General features: G+C 67.6%; 15 protein-coding genes and 1 tRNA gene. 8 read left to right on the top strand and 8 right to left on the bottom strand.

Going from position 1 to position 18,260, the window contains the following annotated elements; translation table 11 throughout:
* Positions 1-210: 210 nt before the first annotated feature.
* Positions 211-2,886, bottom strand: coding sequence for a BTAD domain-containing putative transcriptional regulator (locus tag YIM_RS07855; RefSeq protein WP_153029701.1), 2,676 nt, complete (start codon positions 2,884-2,886; stop codon positions 211-213).
* 127 nt (positions 2,887-3,013) lie between these two features.
* On the opposite strand from YIM_RS07855, the gene YIM_RS07860 reads away from it, so the two are divergent.
* On the top strand, positions 3,014-3,481 hold the full coding sequence (locus YIM_RS07860; RefSeq protein ID WP_194240076.1) for a ricin-type beta-trefoil lectin domain protein: 468 nt from the start codon (positions 3,014-3,016) through the stop codon (positions 3,479-3,481).
* Between the two features lie 278 nt (positions 3,482-3,759).
* Positions 3,760-3,846 (top strand) — tRNA-Ala (locus YIM_RS07865).
* A gap of 370 nt (positions 3,847-4,216) precedes the next feature.
* Here YIM_RS07865 and YIM_RS07870 read toward each other — a convergent pair.
* The 4 genes from YIM_RS07870 to YIM_RS07885 all read right to left on the bottom strand — a co-directional run bounded on the left by YIM_RS07870 (position 4,217) and on the right by YIM_RS07885 (position 7,430).
* Positions 4,217-5,095 carry an alpha/beta fold hydrolase gene (locus YIM_RS07870; protein ID WP_153029703.1) on the bottom strand — a complete coding sequence of 293 codons (879 nt, stop codon included), beginning with the start codon at positions 5,093-5,095 and terminating at the stop codon, positions 4,217-4,219.
* Between the two features lie 347 nt (positions 5,096-5,442).
* A complete protein-coding gene (locus tag YIM_RS07875) occupies positions 5,443-6,036 on the bottom strand; it encodes a TetR/AcrR family transcriptional regulator (protein WP_228004611.1) in 594 nt (197 codons plus the stop codon).
* Between the two features lie 13 nt (positions 6,037-6,049).
* Positions 6,050-6,475 carry a VOC family protein gene (locus YIM_RS07880; RefSeq protein WP_228004612.1) on the bottom strand — a complete coding sequence of 142 codons (426 nt, stop codon included), beginning with the start codon at positions 6,473-6,475 and terminating at the stop codon, positions 6,050-6,052.
* Positions 6,476-6,560: 85 nt separating this feature from the next.
* On the bottom strand, positions 6,561-7,430 hold the full coding sequence (locus YIM_RS07885) for a LysR family transcriptional regulator (protein WP_153029705.1): 870 nt from the start codon (positions 7,428-7,430) through the stop codon (positions 6,561-6,563).
* Between the two features lie 72 nt (positions 7,431-7,502).
* Between YIM_RS07885 and YIM_RS07890 the strand changes: the two genes are divergently transcribed.
* The 6 genes from YIM_RS07890 (at position 7,503) to YIM_RS07915 (ending at position 15,141) form a co-directional block, all read left to right on the top strand.
* Positions 7,503-8,966 (top strand): pyridoxal-dependent decarboxylase, encoded by a 1,464-nt coding sequence (locus tag YIM_RS07890; protein WP_153029706.1) that lies wholly within the window; start codon positions 7,503-7,505, stop codon positions 8,964-8,966.
* 30 nt (positions 8,967-8,996) lie between these two features.
* On the top strand, positions 8,997-10,010 hold the full coding sequence (locus YIM_RS49970; RefSeq protein ID WP_370468966.1) for a response regulator: 1,014 nt from the start codon (positions 8,997-8,999) through the stop codon (positions 10,008-10,010).
* A 161-nt stretch (positions 10,011-10,171) separates the two neighbouring features.
* Positions 10,172-11,263, top strand: coding sequence for a ribosome small subunit-dependent GTPase A (gene rsgA / locus YIM_RS07900; protein WP_153029707.1), 1,092 nt, complete (start codon positions 10,172-10,174; stop codon positions 11,261-11,263).
* Positions 11,260-12,591: a bifunctional class I SAM-dependent methyltransferase/N-acetyltransferase gene (locus YIM_RS49975; RefSeq protein ID WP_153029708.1), complete on the top strand. Its 1,332-nt coding sequence runs from the start codon at positions 11,260-11,262 to the stop codon at positions 12,589-12,591. Before rsgA ends, YIM_RS49975 begins: the two co-directional genes overlap by 4 nt.
* Positions 12,592-13,004: 413 nt before the next feature.
* Positions 13,005-13,784: an NYN domain-containing protein gene (locus YIM_RS07910; RefSeq protein WP_255463065.1), complete on the top strand. Its 780-nt coding sequence runs from the start codon at positions 13,005-13,007 to the stop codon at positions 13,782-13,784.
* Positions 13,785-13,872: 88 nt separating this feature from the next.
* Entirely contained in the window at positions 13,873-15,141 is a 1,269-nt protein-coding gene (locus YIM_RS07915; protein WP_228004614.1) for a cytochrome P450, read from the top strand.
* A 53-nt stretch (positions 15,142-15,194) separates the two neighbouring features.
* Here YIM_RS07915 and YIM_RS07920 read toward each other — a convergent pair whose 3' ends face one another.
* The 3 genes from YIM_RS07920 to YIM_RS07930 form a co-directional block, all read right to left on the bottom strand.
* Positions 15,195-16,010 carry an SAM-dependent methyltransferase gene (locus tag YIM_RS07920; RefSeq protein WP_153029710.1) on the bottom strand — a complete coding sequence of 272 codons (816 nt, stop codon included), beginning with the start codon at positions 16,008-16,010 and terminating at the stop codon, positions 15,195-15,197.
* Positions 16,011-16,407: 397 nt separating this feature from the next.
* Entirely contained in the window at positions 16,408-17,508 is a 1,101-nt protein-coding gene (locus tag YIM_RS07925) for a hypothetical protein (protein ID WP_153029711.1), read from the bottom strand.
* Positions 17,505-17,909 carry a WXG100 family type VII secretion target gene (locus tag YIM_RS07930; RefSeq protein WP_153029712.1) on the bottom strand — a complete coding sequence of 135 codons (405 nt, stop codon included), beginning with the start codon at positions 17,907-17,909 and terminating at the stop codon, positions 17,505-17,507. The genes YIM_RS07925 and YIM_RS07930 overlap by 4 nt, the downstream gene beginning before the upstream one ends.
* Positions 17,910-18,260 lie beyond the last annotated feature (351 nt).

The raw sequence follows: 18,260 nt of genomic DNA on the forward strand, positions 1-18,260 counted from the left end.
GTGAACGCCGCTCGCCAGTCTGTCGAGCACGCCATCTAGTCGTTTTCGGCCATCGATCCAACCGTTTGACCACTGCACGCTGTAGCCGGGCGTGCTGCCCGTGCGTACTACTACGTCACCCCGCCTCTGGAGACGCTTTTGAGCTGACGATCTTGGGGTTGGCTGCGGCGCTGGTCGTATCGTTGTGCTCTCTGTTGTCGCGGTGGCAGCTCATCCGAGTTCGATGAGTTGCCACCGTACCCGTTCGGCGTCCTCGTCGCGCTGCTGCGCCGTGTACAGCTCTACCGCCAGCTGCCACGCCGCCCGCGTCCGATTCGGTCGGCCGAGTGCGAGGTGCGCGTGGCCGAGGCGGTCGTAGGTGTCGGCCATATCCGAGACGAAACCGAGTTCGTCGTAGCGTGCCAGCGCCGCCTCGTAGTGCGCGACGGCTTGGTCGTGGTCGCCGCGGCCGTATGTGATGAAGCCGAGGCTGTCGAGCGTCGTCGCGACACCCTCCGGATCCTCATTCCGCTCGAACAACTCCAAGGCCGCCGCGCAACGTTCGTAGGCCTCCGCGTGGTGGCCGAGATGGGCTGCGTACCAGCCAACGGCGTTGAGCGCACGGGCTTGCCACACCGGTTTGCCGAGCCCTTCACACAGACGCAGTGCTTCGGCCGCGTGTGCGTAGGCCGCGTGCATGTCACCCCGTGCAGCACGTGCCGCGGCACGGGTGCGATGGATGTGGATCTGGTTGGTGCGGTCGTCGTCGCGCACGGCGAGATCGAATGCCTGGCGCAGGTGGTCGTCGGCCTTCTCGTGCCAGCCGAGATCAGCGTACGCGCGGCCGAGCAGGCGGTGCGTGAGCACGGCGTGGTCCGGCACGTGCTCGACAGCGGCGAGCGCGATCTGCCAGACTTCCAGCCGCAGGCGCAATAGACCGCGTCGACGGTGGTAGGTCTCCAGCGCCCACACCAGGTTCCACGCGGTGCGGTGCCAGCCGGTCTCCGCCGCCATATGCAGCGCCGCGAGCACACAGCCGTGTTCGGCGTCGAACCACGCCATGGCCTCGGCGGTGTCCTTCGGTATGTGCACGTCGACCGGCGCTGGGACAACGGGTTCACGAGGCGGGTTGAGCACCTTGTCCGCCGACACGGAGGAGTAGAGATAGAAGTCCACGACTCGGCGTAGGGCCTCATCTGTCTCTGGAGAACGGTCAGAGGTGCTCGCGGCGTGGTTGCGCACCAGGTCGTGCATCCGATACCGCCCGTGCGCGTACTGGCTCAGCAACGATGCCTGTTCAAGGCCTCGCAATGCCAGGCGTGTGTCCGCTCTTGCCCAGCCGGTGAGGCTAACGGCCGCCTCCAGTCCGATGTCCTCGCCCGGTGCTAAGGCGAGCAACCGGAACGCCTCGGCCTGGCGTGGGGTCAGCGCGTGCACCGACCAGGACAGCACCGCCGGAAGGCTCGTGGCCGGGTCGCCGTCGTCGAACGCGCTCAGGCCGAGGTCGTGGAGATCGTCGGCGAGGTCGGCCAGCCGGGTGTTCGGCCGGGTGTGCGCGTGCGCCGCGATGATGGCCAGCGCCAGCGGAAACCCTCCGCACAACGCGGTGAGCCGGTCGACAGCCTCTGGTTCCGCGCCACAGCGTTCTGCTCCGATACGGTGCGTCAGCAGCGCGCGGGCTTCGACGCCTGGCAACACGTCCAGCGGCACGTGCCGCGCGTTGTGCCCGGTGATCAGCCCAGGCAGGCGGTCACGGCTGGTCACCACGACGGTGCATGACCCGCCGCCGGGCAGCAAGGGAGCGACTTGGGCGGAACCCGCCGCGTTGTCCAGCACCAGCAGCATCCTGCGGTCCGCCACGAGACTGCGGAACAACGCAGCCTGCGCGTGCGGATCGGACGGCATCTTCTCGACGCCGAGCGCGTCGAGGAAGCCGCGGACCGCCGTGGCGGGATCCATCGGCCTGCCCTCGGGCGCGAACCCGCGCAGGTCGACGAAGAGCTGCCCGTCCGGGAACTGCGCGGCGTGCCGGTGCGCCCAGTGCAGCGCGAGCCACGTCTTGCCAATACCGCCGGCACCTGCGATCGCGGAGATCACCAGAGTGCCGGAAAACTCCGCGTCACCTAGCCTGCTGAGCTCGTCCTCGCGGCCGACGAACAACGCTGGCGCCGCAGGCAACTGCTTCAGCACAACGGCAGGTCTCGTGGTCACAGGAGAGTCCGCGAGCAGCCGCTGGTGTTCCTCCCGCAGCGCGGCGCCAGGCTCGACCCCGAGCTCGTCGATCAGCCGGGCGCGGAACAGGCGGTAGTGCTCCAGCGCGTCCGCTCTGCGCCCGGACTGGGCCAACGCCCGCAGCAGCTGGCCCGCCACGCGTTCGTCCAGCGGGTGCTCCTCGGCCAGCGCCGCCACCTCCTCCAGAAGCTCGCCGCCCTCCTCCCAGCGCAGCCGTGCCTCGACCAGGTCCAGCCGCGCTGTCAGGTGCTCGCGCGCCAGCCTGCCGCGTTCGGCACCGGCCCACTCGCCGTCCAGCCCGGTCAGCGCCTCACCCCGCCACAGTTGCAGCGCCTCGGTCAGTAACTCCGCGGCTTTGTCCTGGTGCTGCCGTGCTTCGGCGCACAAGTCCCGGAACACGTGCAGGTCAACAGCTTGCGCGGTGAGCGTGTAGCCGCCGGAGCGGCGGTCGATGGTGACGCCGCACGTGCGCCTGAGACGGGAGACGTAGCTGTACAGCGTCTCCCGAGCCCGTACCGGCGCGTCATCGCCCCAGACACGTTGCATGAGCCGTTCCACCGTGACGACCCGCCCCGCATCGACCGCGAGCGCCGCCAGCACGCACCGCTGCCTCGGCGAACCCAGCTCTCGTGGCCCGCCCTCTCCTACCACTACCTCACCCAGCAGACGCAGCATGACGACCCACCTCCCAACCCACCACCATGCCCGGGCTGAGCTGCGACGTGCAGGCCACTGCAAGGAATTCACACGGCCGGTGGGGCAGAGTCGTCGTCACCGAGGGGTGAGGAGAAAGGGAGAAACGATGGTTCGCAGGATCGGGTCCGCGGTGCTGACTCTGACGGTCGCGGCCGGGGTGACATTAGCCACCGCCGCGCCGGCGTCGGCCGCCACCAACAAATTCGCGGTTCCTTCAGGCACCGGCTGTCTGGACGGCTACAACGAGCACCGGCCGACCGAGCTGTACACCACTGGCTGCAACACCGGGTCCTTCCAGCGGTGGGGCTGGGGAGGCGTTTTCAACAGCAGGACCCAGCTGCGCAGCTCCGCGGTCACCAGCCACTGCATCCAGCAGGACATCGAAAATACCGCAGTGAGCCTGGAGCCGTGCGTCAACGGGCGCTCGACGCAGGCCTGGTTGGTGCAAGGCAGGCCGGGCAGCCTGGTGATCAGGTCGGCCGCGGCACCTGAGCTCTGCCTGACCAGGGCCGCAGAAAACGTCGACATGGCCCCATGCACCAGCGGCCGGCCAGCGGCCTGGGTGCTCCGCTAGCTCATTCGAAGCGGTCCGGGGTCGCCAGCGCCATAGCGGACGATCCCGGCCTCGCCCGCCGAGAGCTCCACCACCGTGATGGGCGTGATGCCACACTCCCAGAGTCGAGTCCCGCGTCCTGCCGCTGGTGACCGACACCGGGACCAGCACGGGGACGGGGAGCCTGAACGGCGCACTCTCCTGCTTCACACCAATTTTCTTGGAGCAAACCTGGAGCGCGGGTGCGTGTCCAGCCGCGTCCAACGGCGCCGAGGTGAGCTGAACGGAAGCGAACCACCGGGGCATTCTCTGTTTGTGCTGGTAGGAAGCTCGCAAGATCCTCACTGGCAGTGAGGGGGTCAGGGGTTCGAGTCCCCTTAGCTCCACAGATGGCAGGCTCGTGCTCGTGGAGAGCGCGAGCCTTTTCTGTTCCGCGTGTTCTGTGGGGGCGCAGCCCCACACCCCGCCCGGGGCAAGCCCCCGGACCCCCGCGTTGGGTCGCCTTGTTCGAGTAAGAAACCCTGAGGTCCACAGTCTTCTAGATCGCCTGACCTGTTCGTGTGCAGGTCAGGCGTTTTTTCGTTGCGGTGAAAATCTTGGTTCGATTCGGGTGGGCCGGGCCGGTGGTTTCGACTACTGGGCTTCAGTTCTGGGGCGCTCAAGAGTTCGTGAAGCCGCCGAGCCCAGTTGCTGCGTGGCGACACCACGTCGAACACCTGATCCGACACCAACGTGGCTCCGGACAGCACCTGTTCTCTACACGGAGAGTTTGTCGAGAATGGCGGCCACCTCCGGTGCCCGGAACACGAACCCGACGTGGGAGGTGTCCAGGGTGTGGACGTCGTACGGGTTGTCCGGAGTCAACGCGTCCGCTTCCGCGATCAGCCTGTCCTGCATGGCGATCGGGATCGAACGGTCCTCGGTGAGCCGGATGTAGCTGCGGGCGATCGTGCCCCACGTGTCCGCCTCGACCCGGGCGTCACCGGTCATCACCGCTATGGACTCGTCGGGTTGCAGGATGTTGAGGAAGGCCCGGAACTGTTCATCGGTGATGTCGGCCGCTATCGCCGCCTTCATGGCGGTGAGCAGGTCCTGGTCAGCGGTGCGGTAGTTGGCCCGGCCGACCCCGAGTTCGGCCGGGTCGCCGACGTTGAGCGCGGCGAGCGGTCCCATCAGGTTGGCGGCGAATTCGGGCTCTCCGAAGTACTCGATGGGGTTGGCTCGTTCCACGCAGGACCAGGCGGAGATGTACACGAGCCGGTCCACCAGGTCCGGTACCAGGTTCCCGGCCACGCTGATGGCCGTGCCGCCGAGACTGGCACCCACCAGCACCACCGGCCCGTGCTCGGCGAGGCGACGGACGGTGTCGACGACCAGGTCGGCGTTGTCCCGCAAGGTGACCGTGGCCAGCGTCGAGGGCTCTGCCGCCCACGCGTCGAGGTCCTGTGGTGCCTGGTAGGCGACCGGGTACTGCGCGTCCAAGCCGTGCCCGGGGAGGTCGACGGCGAAGCTGCGGTGACCGAGCAGTGCGAGTTCACGCTGGATCGGGGCCCACATGAACGAACTGGAGCCCGAGCCGTGCACCAGTACGAAGGTCGGCGCCGAGCGTGGGCGTGACGAGGTGTTCCAAGACATGAGAAGTCGTCCAATCGGATCAAGTGCGCCAGACGTCGCCGACGCAGGAAAAGGGGTGACAGGAATCGAGACCTGACGACGGCGGGTCCCAATCGAGGGCACCAACCGGAGACCGTGCGGATATGACGAGCTGAACCGGCCGGCAAAGGGCCGGTGGAGCAGCTGTCTCAGGCAGTCCGGAGACGGACGAACAGGTAGGCCATGATCGTCACCCTAAACGAAGCCAGGGCCGCTCCGCGAGCGCATTGGGGAGCCGGTGAGTCCTCGATGCCCATATCCGAAGTCATACCCGCTCCGGCATCGAGGAAGTCATGGATCTGTTGCCAGCGCTGCAAAGTGGTCGTGCGTCACTTCTCCAGTGCGGTCCGGGGCCGGCCAGGTTCACGCCGGATGCCGGTCAGGACACCGTCGACGGCCTGTTCGGCCACCCGCTCGGTGAGCGGCAGGTGGCCGAAGAACACCCGGTAGTACAGCGGTGAAGCCAGGGCATCCAGGACGAAGTCCAGGTCGATATCGGAACGGACCTCGCCGTGTTCCATCGCGGAACGCAGGGTGGCGGCGGTTGTCGCGCGGCGAGCGTCGAAGATCCGACGGCGGAACTCGGCGGCCAGTTCGGGATCGGATGCGAGATCGCCGATCAGGGCGGGCAGTGCGCGGCCGAGAGCGGTGCCGGACAGTGAGCGCACCAAGGTCGTCATCCCGTCGACCAGATCCCGGCGCAGGTCTCCGGTGTCGGGAGTCGGGGTGACACCCATCGTCCGGGCCACGGCGTCAACCACCAGATGGCGTTTCGACGGCCAGCGCCGGTACACCGCAGGGCGATGAACGCCGGCCTCGGCCGCGACCGCACCCATGGTGAGCTGCTGGTAGCCGACCTTGCTCAGCAAGTCGATCGTCGCGGCCAGTATCGCGTCGTCTATCCGGGTATCTCGGGGGCGCACCACACGCGCAACTCTAGAAGACCGGCTTCGGCACCAGGACGACTCGCCAGCCGTCTGGGTCCTCGAAGGTCAGCGCGCCGACCCCGTCCCAGTACGGATTCTCCGCAGCGACCGGTTCGTGCCCGGCCACGCCCAAACGCTCCGCCACCTCGTACATCCGTGCATCGCCATGGAAGTACAGGACCAGCAGGTTTTCCGCACTCGGAGCCGGGCAGGGACTGCCGTCGACGTGGGTGGTGAACTCCAGGTGGTATCCGGTGCCGGGCAACCCGAGCATCACCCCGTCGTAGCCGGCGTGGTTGTCGAACCGATAGATCACCGGGAGTCCGATTACCGTCGCGTAGAACTCCTCGACCTCGGCGAGCTTGTCGGTCGGCCGGGCCATGCGCACCTGCGCGACGTCGAGCTCGGCCGGCCATTCACTTGTTGTCACAGTCACGCTTAAAACGGTACACGTTGTACCGATATGAGACAACTACGCTACTCGGGGCGCCACGGCTGAGCCGTTCTGCAGGGGCCGACTGTCAGGTCAGCAAATGGCCGCGCAGCGTGTGGATCGCTGGACTCGACGCCTCGGCCGCGCGGTAAGCCAGTGCCAGGGTGAGCGACCAGTCCGGTAGGTCGCTCACCGGGAGTTCGACCAGGGTGCCGTCGGCCAGGTCGGGGGCGACCGCGACGCGGGGCAGCACACCGACGTGCGAGCGGCGGCGAGCGAGGGCAGCCGCCGTTTCCGCCGTTGAGATGGTGTGCAGCCGATGCGCTGGGATGGGCACGGTACGCAGCAGCGTGAGGAACCGCTCGGCGCCAGGACTCCAGGCCGTGCACGCGATCGCGGCCTCGGCGAGTTCGGCGACGCTCAGTTCGGTGTGCCGGGCGAGCGGGTGGTCGGGGTGTGCGACGCAAATCATCGGGTCGGTGCGGAACGGCACGACGGCGATCGTGCTCGGGTGTGGGACGGGCACGACGAGTCCGATGTCGACGGTTCCGTCCGCGAGCCGGTCGAGTATCTCCTCACTGTGCGCGTCGGTGGTGCTGACCGCGCGGCCGAGCGGGGCCAGCACGTCCAACACCACAGGGAGCAGGCTGGGCGCGAAACTGGCGTGCATGGCCACCCGCACCGCGGGTGGCGCATCCTCGGCGCGGACCGCGGTGACCGCTTCTTCGACGAGAGCGAGGCAGCGCTGGGCGTAGGGCAGCAACCGCTCGCCTGCCGGAGTCAGCCGCACGCCCCGGCCGCCGCGCAGGAACAACCGGACGCCGAGGTCGCGCTCCAGCCGAGCCATCCGATCACTGACCGTGGGTTGGCTCAGGTGCAGCCGGGCCGCGCCCCGGCCGAAGCTGCCGGCCGCCGCCACCGAGCGGAACACCCGCAAGTCCTCCAGGGACAAACTCATCGGGAAATCCTATGGCTCCCCATTGAAATCTGCCCTCTACCCGATGAGAGTAATCGTGGCGAGGCTGGCGTCATGACGGAGTTCAGCGCGTCGGCGATGGCTGAGGAGCACGCCGACCTTGGTGCGGCGATGACCGAGATGATCACCGACTACGTGCGTGGCCTCGATGAGGCACCGGTGTGTTCGGGTGCGACCCCGACGCGGTTGACCACGTTGCTGGAAGGCGCGATGCCGGTCGAGGGCACCAGTGCGCTGGAGGTGCTGGACGTCCTGCGGCGGAAGATCGTGCCGGACGCCACCACCATTTCCAGTCCGCGCTATTTCGGGTTGTTCAATCCGGCGCCGCTACCGGTCGCGGTGTGGGTGGACGCGTTGTGCTCGGCGCTGAACCAGAACGGCGCGGCCTGGCGGCAGTCGCCCTCGGTCAGCGCACTGGAGTCGGTTGTGATCGGTTGGCTCGGCGAGCTGGTCGGCCGGTCCGGGGACGGTTTCGGCACGTTGACCAGCGGCGGCTCGGAGGCGAACCTGATCGCGCTGAAGTGCGCCAGGGACCGGGCGGCGCGCCAGGTCGCGCACGCCGGCCTGGCCGGGACCGGTGCGCCGATCCGGGTATATGCCTCCGAACAGGGGCACTACTCGCTGCGGCGCAGCGTGGACATCCTCGGCATCGGCCGAGACAACCTGCGCACCATCGACACCGACACGTGCTTCCGTATCCGCCTCGACGATCTGCGCGCGGCCATCGAGGCCGACCTGGCGCGCGGTTGCCGACCGGCCGCGATCGTCGGCATCGCCGGATCCACCTCGACCGGCGCGATCGACCCGCTCGACGCCCTTGCGGACCTCGCCGCCGAGTACGGCCTGTGGTACCACGTGGACGCGGCCTACGGGGGAGCGCTCGCGTTCTCCGCGACGCACGGCGCGCTCCTGCGCGGGATCGAACGCGCCGACTCGGTCACCCTGGATCCGCACAAGTGGATGTTCGTGCCGTTTTCCTGCGGCGCCCTGCTCACCCGGCACGGCAGGTCCGGCCTCCGTGCCGCATTCGACTGCACCCCCGAGTACCTGGACGAGTCCCGCGGTGACGACGACGGCGGCCTCGACTTCTTCCGCTACGGCCAACTGGGTACACGCAGGGGCAACGCGTTGAAACTGTGGGCCGCGTTGTGCCGGCTCGGCCGGCGTGGTTATGCGGAGGTCATCGACCGGCAGCTCGCGCTGACCCGTCGACTCGCCGACCAGCTGTCCACAATGGAGGAGTTCGAAGTGCGGGGTGAGGTGCGAACCGCGGTGTGCTGCGCGCGGTTTCTACCCGGCGAGCTGCGCGACGCTCCCGGTCCGGTGCAGGACGAGGTGCAACAACGGCTGCAGCAGCGGATCGAGCGAGGTGGCCGGGCCTGGCTGTCCACCACTGTGCTGCGCGGACGGCGCGTTCTCCGCATCAACATCAACAGCGTGCTGACCCGCGCCGCGCACATCGACGAGCTCCTGGTCCTGCTCCAGCGGGAAGGCGCCGTTGTGCTCGCCGAGCAGTGAACGCGATCGCCGCAGCGGGTTTGGTGATGGTTGACCGAGTTGACGGAAGCCGCGGTGCACAGGAGGCACACCGGCAAACAGATGTGGAGGCCTCGGTTCCCGTGGCTACGTTTCTCTACCGACTGGGCCGGCTCGCGTTCCGGCGGCGCTGGTACGTCGTGCTGGTGTGGGCGGCCGTGCTCGTCGCCGTCGGTTCGCGTCGGCGACGACGTCCGGCCTCTCCGACGAGACCGGGTCGACGCCCGGCATCGAGGCGCAAACCGCATCCGCGTCCTCATCGCCGACGACCAGGCGCTGTTGCGCGCGACCTTCCGGATGCTGATCGAAGCCAACCCCGACATGACGGTCGTCGGGGAGGCCGCGGACGGCGACGAGGCGGTGAAGCTGACCCGGACGCCCCACCCCACGGTTGTCCTGATGGACATCCGCATGCCCCGCGTCAACGGGCTCACCGCCACCACAACCATCTGCGCCGACCCGGCTCTGTCCGCCACCCGCGTCCTGATCCTCACGACCTTCGAGACCGACGAATACGTCGCCACGGCGCTGCGGGCGGGCGCCAGCGGTTTCCTCGGCAAGGACGTCTCGGCCGACGCCCTCCTCGACGGCATCCGCACCGTCGCGGCCGGCGAGGCGCTCCTGCCGCCCATCGCGACGCGCGCGCTGATCACCCGGTTCCTCGCCACCGCCGAACCGGCCACCCCGTCCGGCCACGCCGAGCCGCCGGCAGCCCTCACCGCGCGAGAACGTGAGGTCATGGTCCTGGCCGCCGAGGGCAGGTCCAGCACCGAGATCGCCCACCAACTCGTGATCAGCCCCCTGACCGTCCGCACACACGTCCAGCGGGCCATGACGAAGCTGCACGCGCGACCGCACCCAACTGGTGGTCATCGCGTACCAGAGGTCTGGTCAGGCCGAAACCTCAGTCCTGGCACTGATGAGGAGAGGCGGCCTCCCAGAACGCGGCTCGGGTATGTGGGTATACTGGGAAATTGCAGTCAGTGGATGACTGACTTGACATCGGACCGAGTGAGAGGGGGGTGAGGTTGATGACCGTCGCGGCGACCGCTGCGGTGCGCAGCGTCCGGGCCAACCTCACGTCCCGGATCCCGGTCGGACTCTGAAATTCCGCTGAGGCGGCTCTCGGCCCCTCGGTGAGTTCCTCTTGTGTTCGGCGGGGTCCCTTCCTTTAAGGATCACTTCCGTTGTCATCACGACCTCGCACATCCTCGTCGTCCTACGGCGCGCTCAGCGCGTACGGCTGGGACGAGTCCTACGAGAACGCTTTCATCCACCTTCGTTCCGCCGGCCTGGTGCCGGCCCGGATAGCCCGGGTCGACCGTGGTCAGGTCACCGCCGTCACCGCGGACGGTCCGGTGCGCGCCACCGTGGCGGCGGCCGTCTCCGCTGATCCGGGCTTCTCCGCCTGCACCGGTGACTGGGCCGCCCTGCGTCCCGGCGCCGAGCCGGAGTTGGTGGAGTTGCTTCCACGGCGAACCGCCATCGTGCGGTCCTCGGCGTCGCGCTCGTCGCATGGTCAGGTGCTGGCCGCCAACATCGACACTGTGGTCGTCACCGTGTCGCTCGCCGCTCCGGTGATCGCCGCGCGGGTCGAGCGGATGCTCGCTCTGGCTTGGGAGAGCGGCGCGCTTCCGGTGATCGTGCTGACCAAGGCCGACCAGGCGGCGGGGCAGGCCGACGAGTTGCGGGACACGGTGGCCGCCCTGGCCCCCGGTGTCGACGTACTGGTGACCAGCTCGGTCACCGGCGCGGGCCTGGACACGCTTCCCGCGGTGCTCACCGGGACAGTCGTGCTGCTCGGCCCGTCCGGCGTGGGCAAGTCCACGCTGGGCAACGCCCTGCTCGGCACCGAACAGCTGGCCACCGGCGAAGTTCGGGCGCAGGACGGAAAAGGCAGGCACACCACGGTCCACCGTGAGCTGGTGCCGTTGCCAGGGGGCGGTGTCCTCATCGACACACCAGGTCTGCGCGCTGTCGGTCTGCACGACAGCGAAGCCGGGCTCCAGCAGGTCTTCCCCGAGATCGAGGAACTCGCCGAGGACTGCCGATTCTCCGACTGCGGTCATACGAGCGAGCCGGGTTGCGCGGTCTCGGCCGCGATCGCCGAGGGCACGTTGCCGGAACGTCGACTGGCCAGTTACCGCAAACTGCTGCGCGAGAACGACTGGGCGGCTTCCCGCAGCGATGCACGGCTGCGTGCGGAACGGGAGAACAACCGTAAGGCCATCACCCGTCATCTGCGCGCGACCTACCGCTTCCGGGACGGTCGGCCATGACCCCGCGCGAGTTCCCTCCGGAAGCCACGGAAAACCGACCGGACCCCAGCCATGAGGCGTTCTTCGCCCTGCACAAAGGTTTGCGGCGCCAAGGTCCCGGCTCGGACGCCACCACCCGGCATCTGCTCGGGCTGGCCGGCCCCCTGCCGGCGCGGCCCCGGGTCCTGGACCTCGGTTGCGGTCCCGGTCCCGCCGCGTTGCTGCTGGCCGCCGAGATCGGGGCGGCGGTCACCGCTGTCGATCTGCATCGGCCGTTCCTGGACGAACTGGCGGCCGAGGCCGCCGCACGCGGGATCACCTCGATCCGGACGGCGTGCCTGTCGATGATCGATCTGCCGTTCCCCGATCGGAGCTTCGATCTGATCTGGGCCGAAGGCTCGGTCTACAACGTCGGTTTCGACCGTGCCTTGGCGTCGTGGAGGCGGTTACTTGCTCCCGATGGGGTACTGGTCGTCACCGAGTGTGAATGGGCCACCGAGACCCCGTCGGCCAAGGCGCGTTCGTACTGGGATCGGCATTACCGGTTGCGCGACACCGCGAGCAACATCGCCTCGGCCGAGGCCCTCGGGTACACCGTCGACGATGTCCATCCGCTGCCGGACGCCGACTGGTTCGACGACTATTACACGCCGCTGGCCGAACGTGCCGCGGTTGCCGCGGCCGACCCGGCGATGACCGCGGCCGTCGAGGCGACCCTGGAAGAGATAACGCTGCGCCGCGAACACGGGGCCGAGTACCGCTACACCGGCTACATCCTCCGGCTGGCCACCGAATCCCTTGTCACGGAAAAGGAAACGCGCTCCGCTATGCCCACCACCACTTCGTGGACCACTCGTCAGGAAGCCGGCGCGGACGATCGGGAAGCGATCCGCGAGATCAACCTCGCGGCCTTCCCCACCCAGTTGGAAGCCGACCTCGTCGACGCACTGCGTATGGATCCGGAAGCTTGGCTGCCTGCCCTGTCCTGGATCTCCGAATCGGCTGACGGCACCGTTGCCGGCTTCGCACTGCTCACTCGGTGCCACGTGGATGGTGCTCCGGCCCTCGCGCTGGGACCGTGTGCCGTTCGTCCCGAGTATCAGCGCACAGGTGCCGGGTCCGCCGCGATCCGCGCCGCGCTCGGCAAAGCTCGGGAGATCGGCGAGAACCTCGTGGTCGTGCTCGGCCACGCCACGTACTACCCAAGGTTCGGGTTCACTCGGGCATCCGAGTTCGGTATCCGTGCCTCGTTCGACGTGCCCGACGAGAACATGATGGCCCTCGTACTGGACTCCGCGGGCGCCATCCCGTCAGGCACCATCCGGTACGCGGCTCCGTTCGGCGTCTAGCAACAGGACAATGACCCAGACCGAGTGACCCCTGGTGGGCTCGGGGGAAGGCTTTGCCAGCCCCCGAGCCCACCTTCGGGCTCACGCGGCGGGGTGAGTACGTGCTGACGGCTTCGACGCGGCTGGAGGTGTTCGCGCTGGACCCGGTGACGTGGTGGCGGATCAACTGCGAGTTCACGTGGCGATGGACTGGTACACCCGCTGCGTGACCGGGATCAAGCGGCACCGCCGTGCAGCCCCTGGTCACTCGCCACTTGGCGTGAGGGCAGTGCCTTCTGAGCCGACGCACCCGAGCTATCGGACCGAACCCCGCTAGCGCCATGCCGCCGGTAGCCTGCAACCTTCCACCGAACGGTGGCATCCGATGCGCAGGGAGCGTGCACCTCGTGAGTGAGAACCTGGCGAAGTTGGCGGTGCTGATCGACGCGGACAACGCCCAGCCGGCGATCGTCGATGGGCTGCTGGCCGAGGTCGCCAAATACGGCACTGCGTACGTCAAACGCGCTTACGGCGACTGGACCGGTACCAGCCTTCGGGGGTGGAAGGACCAGTTGCTCGCGCAGTCGATCCAGCCCGTCCAGCAATTCGCCTACACGAGCGGGAAGAACGCCACCGACGCGGCGATGGTGATCGACGCGATGGACCTGCTCTACACCGGACGCTTCGACGGCTTCTGCATCGTGTCCAGCGATAGCGACTTCACCAGACTGGCCGCGCGGGTGCGCGAGTCCGGGGTCACCGTGTACGGGTTCGGCGAACGCAAGACGCCGAAGCCGTTCGTCGTGGCCTGCGACAAGTTCATCTATACCGAGAACCTCATCTACAGCGCGAGCGCCGCGGCGCCGGCCGATGTCCCGCTCAAGCCGCCTCCGCGCGCCTCGGCCGCACAGCTGAAGCAGGACACCGCGTTGGTCAGGCAGTTGCGCAACGCGGTCGAGGCGGCCTCCGACGAGGATGGCTGGGCCGTCCTCGCCGCGGTCGGGCACATCATCACCAAGCAGCGCCCGGACTTCGACTCACGCAACTACGGCTACGCCAAGCTCAGTGACCTGATCGCCGCGACGACCCTGTTCGAGCTGGACCGCCGCAGCCCCGGTGACGGGAAACCCGCGGTCATCTACGCCCTCGACAAGCGACAGCACCCGGACAAGAAACCGCAAGCCACGCCACCCGGGCCAGGACACGGAGACTGAGCCCGGCCTTTCAATGTCCTGTCTCGTTTCACGGCAGGCTTCATTGCAGGGAGGGTTCAAGAACACTACTACCCTGTGGGGGGCCGCTGTGCGGGGCCGCGGAAACCTGCTAGAAGAGACGAGCCATGCTTTTCTCCCAGCAGTAGAGGGGATCGATCGCGACATGCCGGCCGACGGGACGAACGCGCGCAAGGTCGATCGCGGCGAAGCTGAGGGCGGGTGCCCGATCAGCCGGAGCTCCGACGGAGTCTGGACGGTGCGCGGCTACGCCGCCGCGCGTGCCGTGCTGCGCAGCACCGACACCGTCCAAGCCGGACTCGGGGTGGAGACCGTCGAGAAGATGCCTGCCAAGATCCGGCGTCCGGTTCTGTACCGGGACGGGCCAGAGCACCGCGAGCATCGTCGGCAGACCGCGAGGTACTTCACCGCGCGCCGGGTCGACGAGAGCTACCGGGGGATTATGGAGAGCGTCGCCGACAAGCAACTGGACAAGCTTCGCGGCTCCGGGCAGGCGCACCTGTCTGAGCTGAGCTTCAACCTGGCCATCGAGGTGGCCTGCGCGGTGATCGGCCTGACCGAGAGCCGTCCGGGTCTCCAGCGCCGGCTGGAGCGCTTCTTCCCCGAGGAATTCGGCACGCCGGGTTTCACCAGCTTGAACGGGCTCTACTGGATCTGGCGGCAGGCAACTAACTGGGCCGGCATCTACCTCAACGATGTCCGGCCCGCCGTCCGCGCGCGCCGCGCCGGGCGGCGTGACGACCTGATCTCGCACCTGCTGGACGAGGGCTGCTCATCCGCGGAGATCCTTGGCGAATGCATCACCTTCGCCGCCGCGGGGATGGTCACCACGCGTGAGTTCGTCAACCTGGCCGCATGGCACCTGTTCACCGACAGCGCGCTGCTCGGGCGCTACCGCGCCGCGGAGGAGACCGAGCGGCTCGCGATCCTGCACGAACTGCTGCGGTTGGAACCGATCGTCGGGCACCTCAGGCGGCGCGCCACCGCACCCATCGAGTTGCCTGCCGAAAACGAGGAGTCGGTCACTGTCGCCGCCGGCGAGATCATCGACATTCAGCTCAGCGCGACCAACACCGATCCGGCGGCCGTAGGCGATCGGCCGCTTGAGGTATGCCCCCTGCGCCCACTCGACAACGCGTCCGCCTACGGCCTGTCCTTCGGGGATGGCGCGCACAAGTGCCCCGGTGCGAACATCGCGATCGTGGAGACCGACATCTTCCTCAGCAAGCTGTTCGCCCTGCCGGGGGTGCGGATGGACACAGCGCCGCGGGTGTCGTTCAACGACGCCATCGGCGGTTACGAGTTGCGCGACATGGTCGTGGCGGTGCCGACGAGATAGCGGCCGGGAGGGCGGCGCCGGGACCACGTGCGGCACGAGGTCCCGGAGAAGGGTTACGGCTTGCGGGCGACGCCGCCGAGCAGGTTGTACTCGCCATCGCTGGGTTCGGTCAGGCGCGGGCCGTTGGGCCACCATTCGAAGAGGTGCGTCAGGCCGGGTTCGACCATTTCCAGGCCCCTGAACAGCTCGGCGATCTCCCCGCGCGTGCGGTAGTAGCAGCTGCCCATCATCTCGTTGAACCGTGCCTGGGACTCGACCGCGAGCTTCGCACGAGAGCTGCCGTCGTCCGGGTTGTGCAGATGCGAGATCGCGACGTAGGAGCCAGGCGCCAAGGCGTCGACGTAGGTCTGCATGATGCCGACCGGATCCTCGTCGTCGGCGACGTGGTGCAGCGAATTGGACTGGATCAAGCCCACCGGCCGGCTCAGGTCGAAGTGCCGGGTGACCACATCGCTGGCCAAGATCTCCGCGGGGTTGCGCAGATCGGCCATCAGGAAGCGGGTGTGCTCGTTCTCCTCCAGCAGTGCGCGGCCGTGCGCGGCGACGGTCGGGTCGTTGTCGACGTAGACCACTCTCGCCTCGGCGTTGAGCCGCTGGGCTTCCTCGTGGGTGTTCTCGGCGGTGGGCAACCCGGAGCCCAGGTCGAGGAACTGGTCGATGCCGGCTTGACCGGCCAGGAACCGGACCACCCGGATCAACCACGCGCGGCACTGCCGTCCAACCAGGATGGCTTCCGGAGCGACTTCCTGGATGTACCGGAGGACCTCCCGGTCCACCTCGTAGTTGTCCTTACCGCCGACGAAGGCGTCGTAAACCCGCGCGATGCTGGGTTTGGAGGTGTCAATCGTGAACCGGTCGACTTCTGCCATGGCACGATCCGCTCGATCAGGAGGCAACGATCAAGACCAGCCTATTGCCAAGCGGTAGCCGGTGAACAGCGGGGCATGCCCGACTGGGGTACGGGCTTGCCATCGCGACGGGTTGGTCGACTACGTCGTCCGAGCCGAGGGCCAGTACCGCTGCCCGTGCTGCCGGTGAACGCGTGGGCACCGAGCTGGGCCGGACCACCCCGCTCGCGCCGGGACCACACCTTGTGACCTGCGACGATACCGCGTGAAACAGTGTTATAGGTGGCCGACTTGGCGTTGTGGTGGGTACTCTGCGCCGTGGTGGAGATGGACTCCGGCTAACCGGCGACCGGCGTGTCAGGGCGGCGCCGACTTCCTGCGCGCCCACGCGGCCCGGAACCCGCACCGGTGGTGAACCTCAGGCGGGCAATGTCCTCAGCTCTTCCTGGATGTACGCCTCCTTCGGGATCTGCGCCGCCACTTCGTTGAGCAGTTCGGGAAGTCGCTTCGTCAGGTTCTGGATGCCGACAGCCAGCTCTTCGCAGGTGTCACGAGCCTTCTCGAGGAACCAGCTCAGGATGTCCACGCACGAGTTGCACCGATCAGCGGGAATGGGGATCTTTTCCGAGCTTTCCACTTTGGCTTTGGCTTCGATCGCGGAAACGACGGCCGAGGCCAAGCCGATACCGAAGGCGATCGCATAGGGCAGCCCGGGGATGAAGCCCGCCAAGGTCAGCAGCGTCCCCAGCACTTTGCCCGGTTCGGGGGCATGCGCATCCAGCCGCCGCATCGCCGCGTCGGCCTGGGCCATGAGTTCGTCCAGTTGCTTTCTGGCCGCTTTGACCAGAGTCGCGTACGTGACGAGCGTCGCGCCGAGTTCCGCGTACATCGGACCTCGAAGGTAGATGAGGAAGTTCATCAGTCCGACGAACTTCTCCATCGCCGCTTCTTTTGCCGTGCTGTCCCATTCCGACATGACGATCGCCTGCTGCGCACTGTTGAGTGCGGCATGGTCGGCGAGGGCCTCTTTCACGTCCCCGGAGGGCGTGCCCCCGTCCGAGACCTTGAAGAACGCGAGGTGGTAGTAGGCGAAATCGATCGGGGGAGCGTAACCTTCGGACTCCGGCCCCAGGTACCCCGTCTCACTCATGGCGACGTGCTGCCCCGACAGCACCTGGGCGAATGCCATGAAGTGTTCGGGAGTCGTACCGAGGTGCTCGATCACCGAGCTGGCGTACTCGACGTCAAGCGCCATTTCGAGATGAGCGTGGTTCGCCACGCTGATCGAGGAAGACCCAGTCGGCTCGGCACCGAGTTCACCGTGGATGTGCAGTTCATGCTGCTCCCCTTCGATGGTCACGATGCAGGGGATCGGCGAATAAACTTCCGTGGTTCGTTTCGCGAGTGCCTCCAGGCTGGCGGCGAACTGCTCGGCGTGCGGCATTTCGTTGGTGTCCACGTCGACCAGCAACCGGTGCGGTGGTTTCGCGCCCGGGGCCAGCGGCCATTCGTTGGTCACGATTCCCTCCGCACGCCGATTTGCATCGTGTCGTCAAGAATGGACTGCATCTTCAACCGCGCGTCCTCGTCGGCTTTGGCGTACATGGTGGCCGCGTTCCGAACTGCCTCGCTGTGCTCGTTGATGAGGTTCACGAAACGCTGATCGAGGGTCAGAATGCGATTGATCTGCCTGACCCATTCGTGGCCGAATGCCTGATAGCTTCGCTGGAAGGCGCCCGTCTCACCTGCGTTACCGCCGAAGAACGCGTCGCCGAGCTGGCTCTCCAGCGATTTCAGGGTATCGACCTTGCCCTGGAAGTGGTCCCGCACCTCGGCCAGCTTCTGCTGGACCGCGTCCAGGCTGGCCGTGCTGACGTGGAAACCGGCTGCGACCCCTTTGGGGGGTGAATTCGAGTCCATCTGGCCGCCTTGGTGAGAAGAAATCCTGAATGATTTTCGCATCGCCCGAATCCGGGTAGGACGGTGGCATGCCGCGGACCCCGACCCCGCGGGATCAGGGTCTCACCGGTGCGGCTACCCCCAGGCATGAATGGGAGCGTAGCGGGTATCAAGATCAATTGCGGGCGAATCGACTATCTTGCCACCGCTCGGTGAACGGCGGGGGCCAAGGCGTGCTCCCGGATCCCGGCGTAGCGGTCGTCGCGGCGGAGCGGTTCGCCGTGCTCGCTTTCCGTCACGGCCCGGCCACGGTCGGGGAAACGACACGGTCGGCTCGCTGGACGGTCCGTAGCCGGTGCGCCACCATCACCA

It is taken from the genome of Amycolatopsis sp. YIM 10, from assembly GCF_009429145.1.
In the GTDB taxonomy this organism is placed as follows: domain Bacteria; phylum Actinomycetota; class Actinomycetes; order Mycobacteriales; family Pseudonocardiaceae; genus Amycolatopsis.

Coding starts and splice junctions, on each gene's coding strand:
- YIM_RS07870 (WP_153029703.1), bottom strand. CDS start 5,095: ATGTCTTGGAACACCTCGTCACGCCCACGCTCGGCGCCGACCTTCGTA.
- YIM_RS07930 (WP_153029712.1), bottom strand. CDS start 17,909: ATGGACTCGAATTCACCCCCCAAAGGGGTCGCAGCCGGTTTCCACGTC.
- YIM_RS07920 (WP_153029710.1), bottom strand. CDS start 16,010: ATGGCAGAAGTCGACCGGTTCACGATTGACACCTCCAAACCCAGCATC.
- YIM_RS07860 (WP_194240076.1), top strand. CDS start 3,014: ATGGTTCGCAGGATCGGGTCCGCGGTGCTGACTCTGACGGTCGCGGCC.
- YIM_RS07855 (WP_153029701.1), bottom strand. CDS start 2,886: ATGCTGCGTCTGCTGGGTGAGGTAGTGGTAGGAGAGGGCGGGCCACGA.
- YIM_RS07890 (WP_153029706.1), top strand. CDS start 7,503: ATGACGGAGTTCAGCGCGTCGGCGATGGCTGAGGAGCACGCCGACCTT.
- YIM_RS07885 (WP_153029705.1), bottom strand. CDS start 7,430: ATGAGTTTGTCCCTGGAGGACTTGCGGGTGTTCCGCTCGGTGGCGGCG.
- YIM_RS49975 (WP_153029708.1), top strand. CDS start 11,260: ATGACCCCGCGCGAGTTCCCTCCGGAAGCCACGGAAAACCGACCGGAC.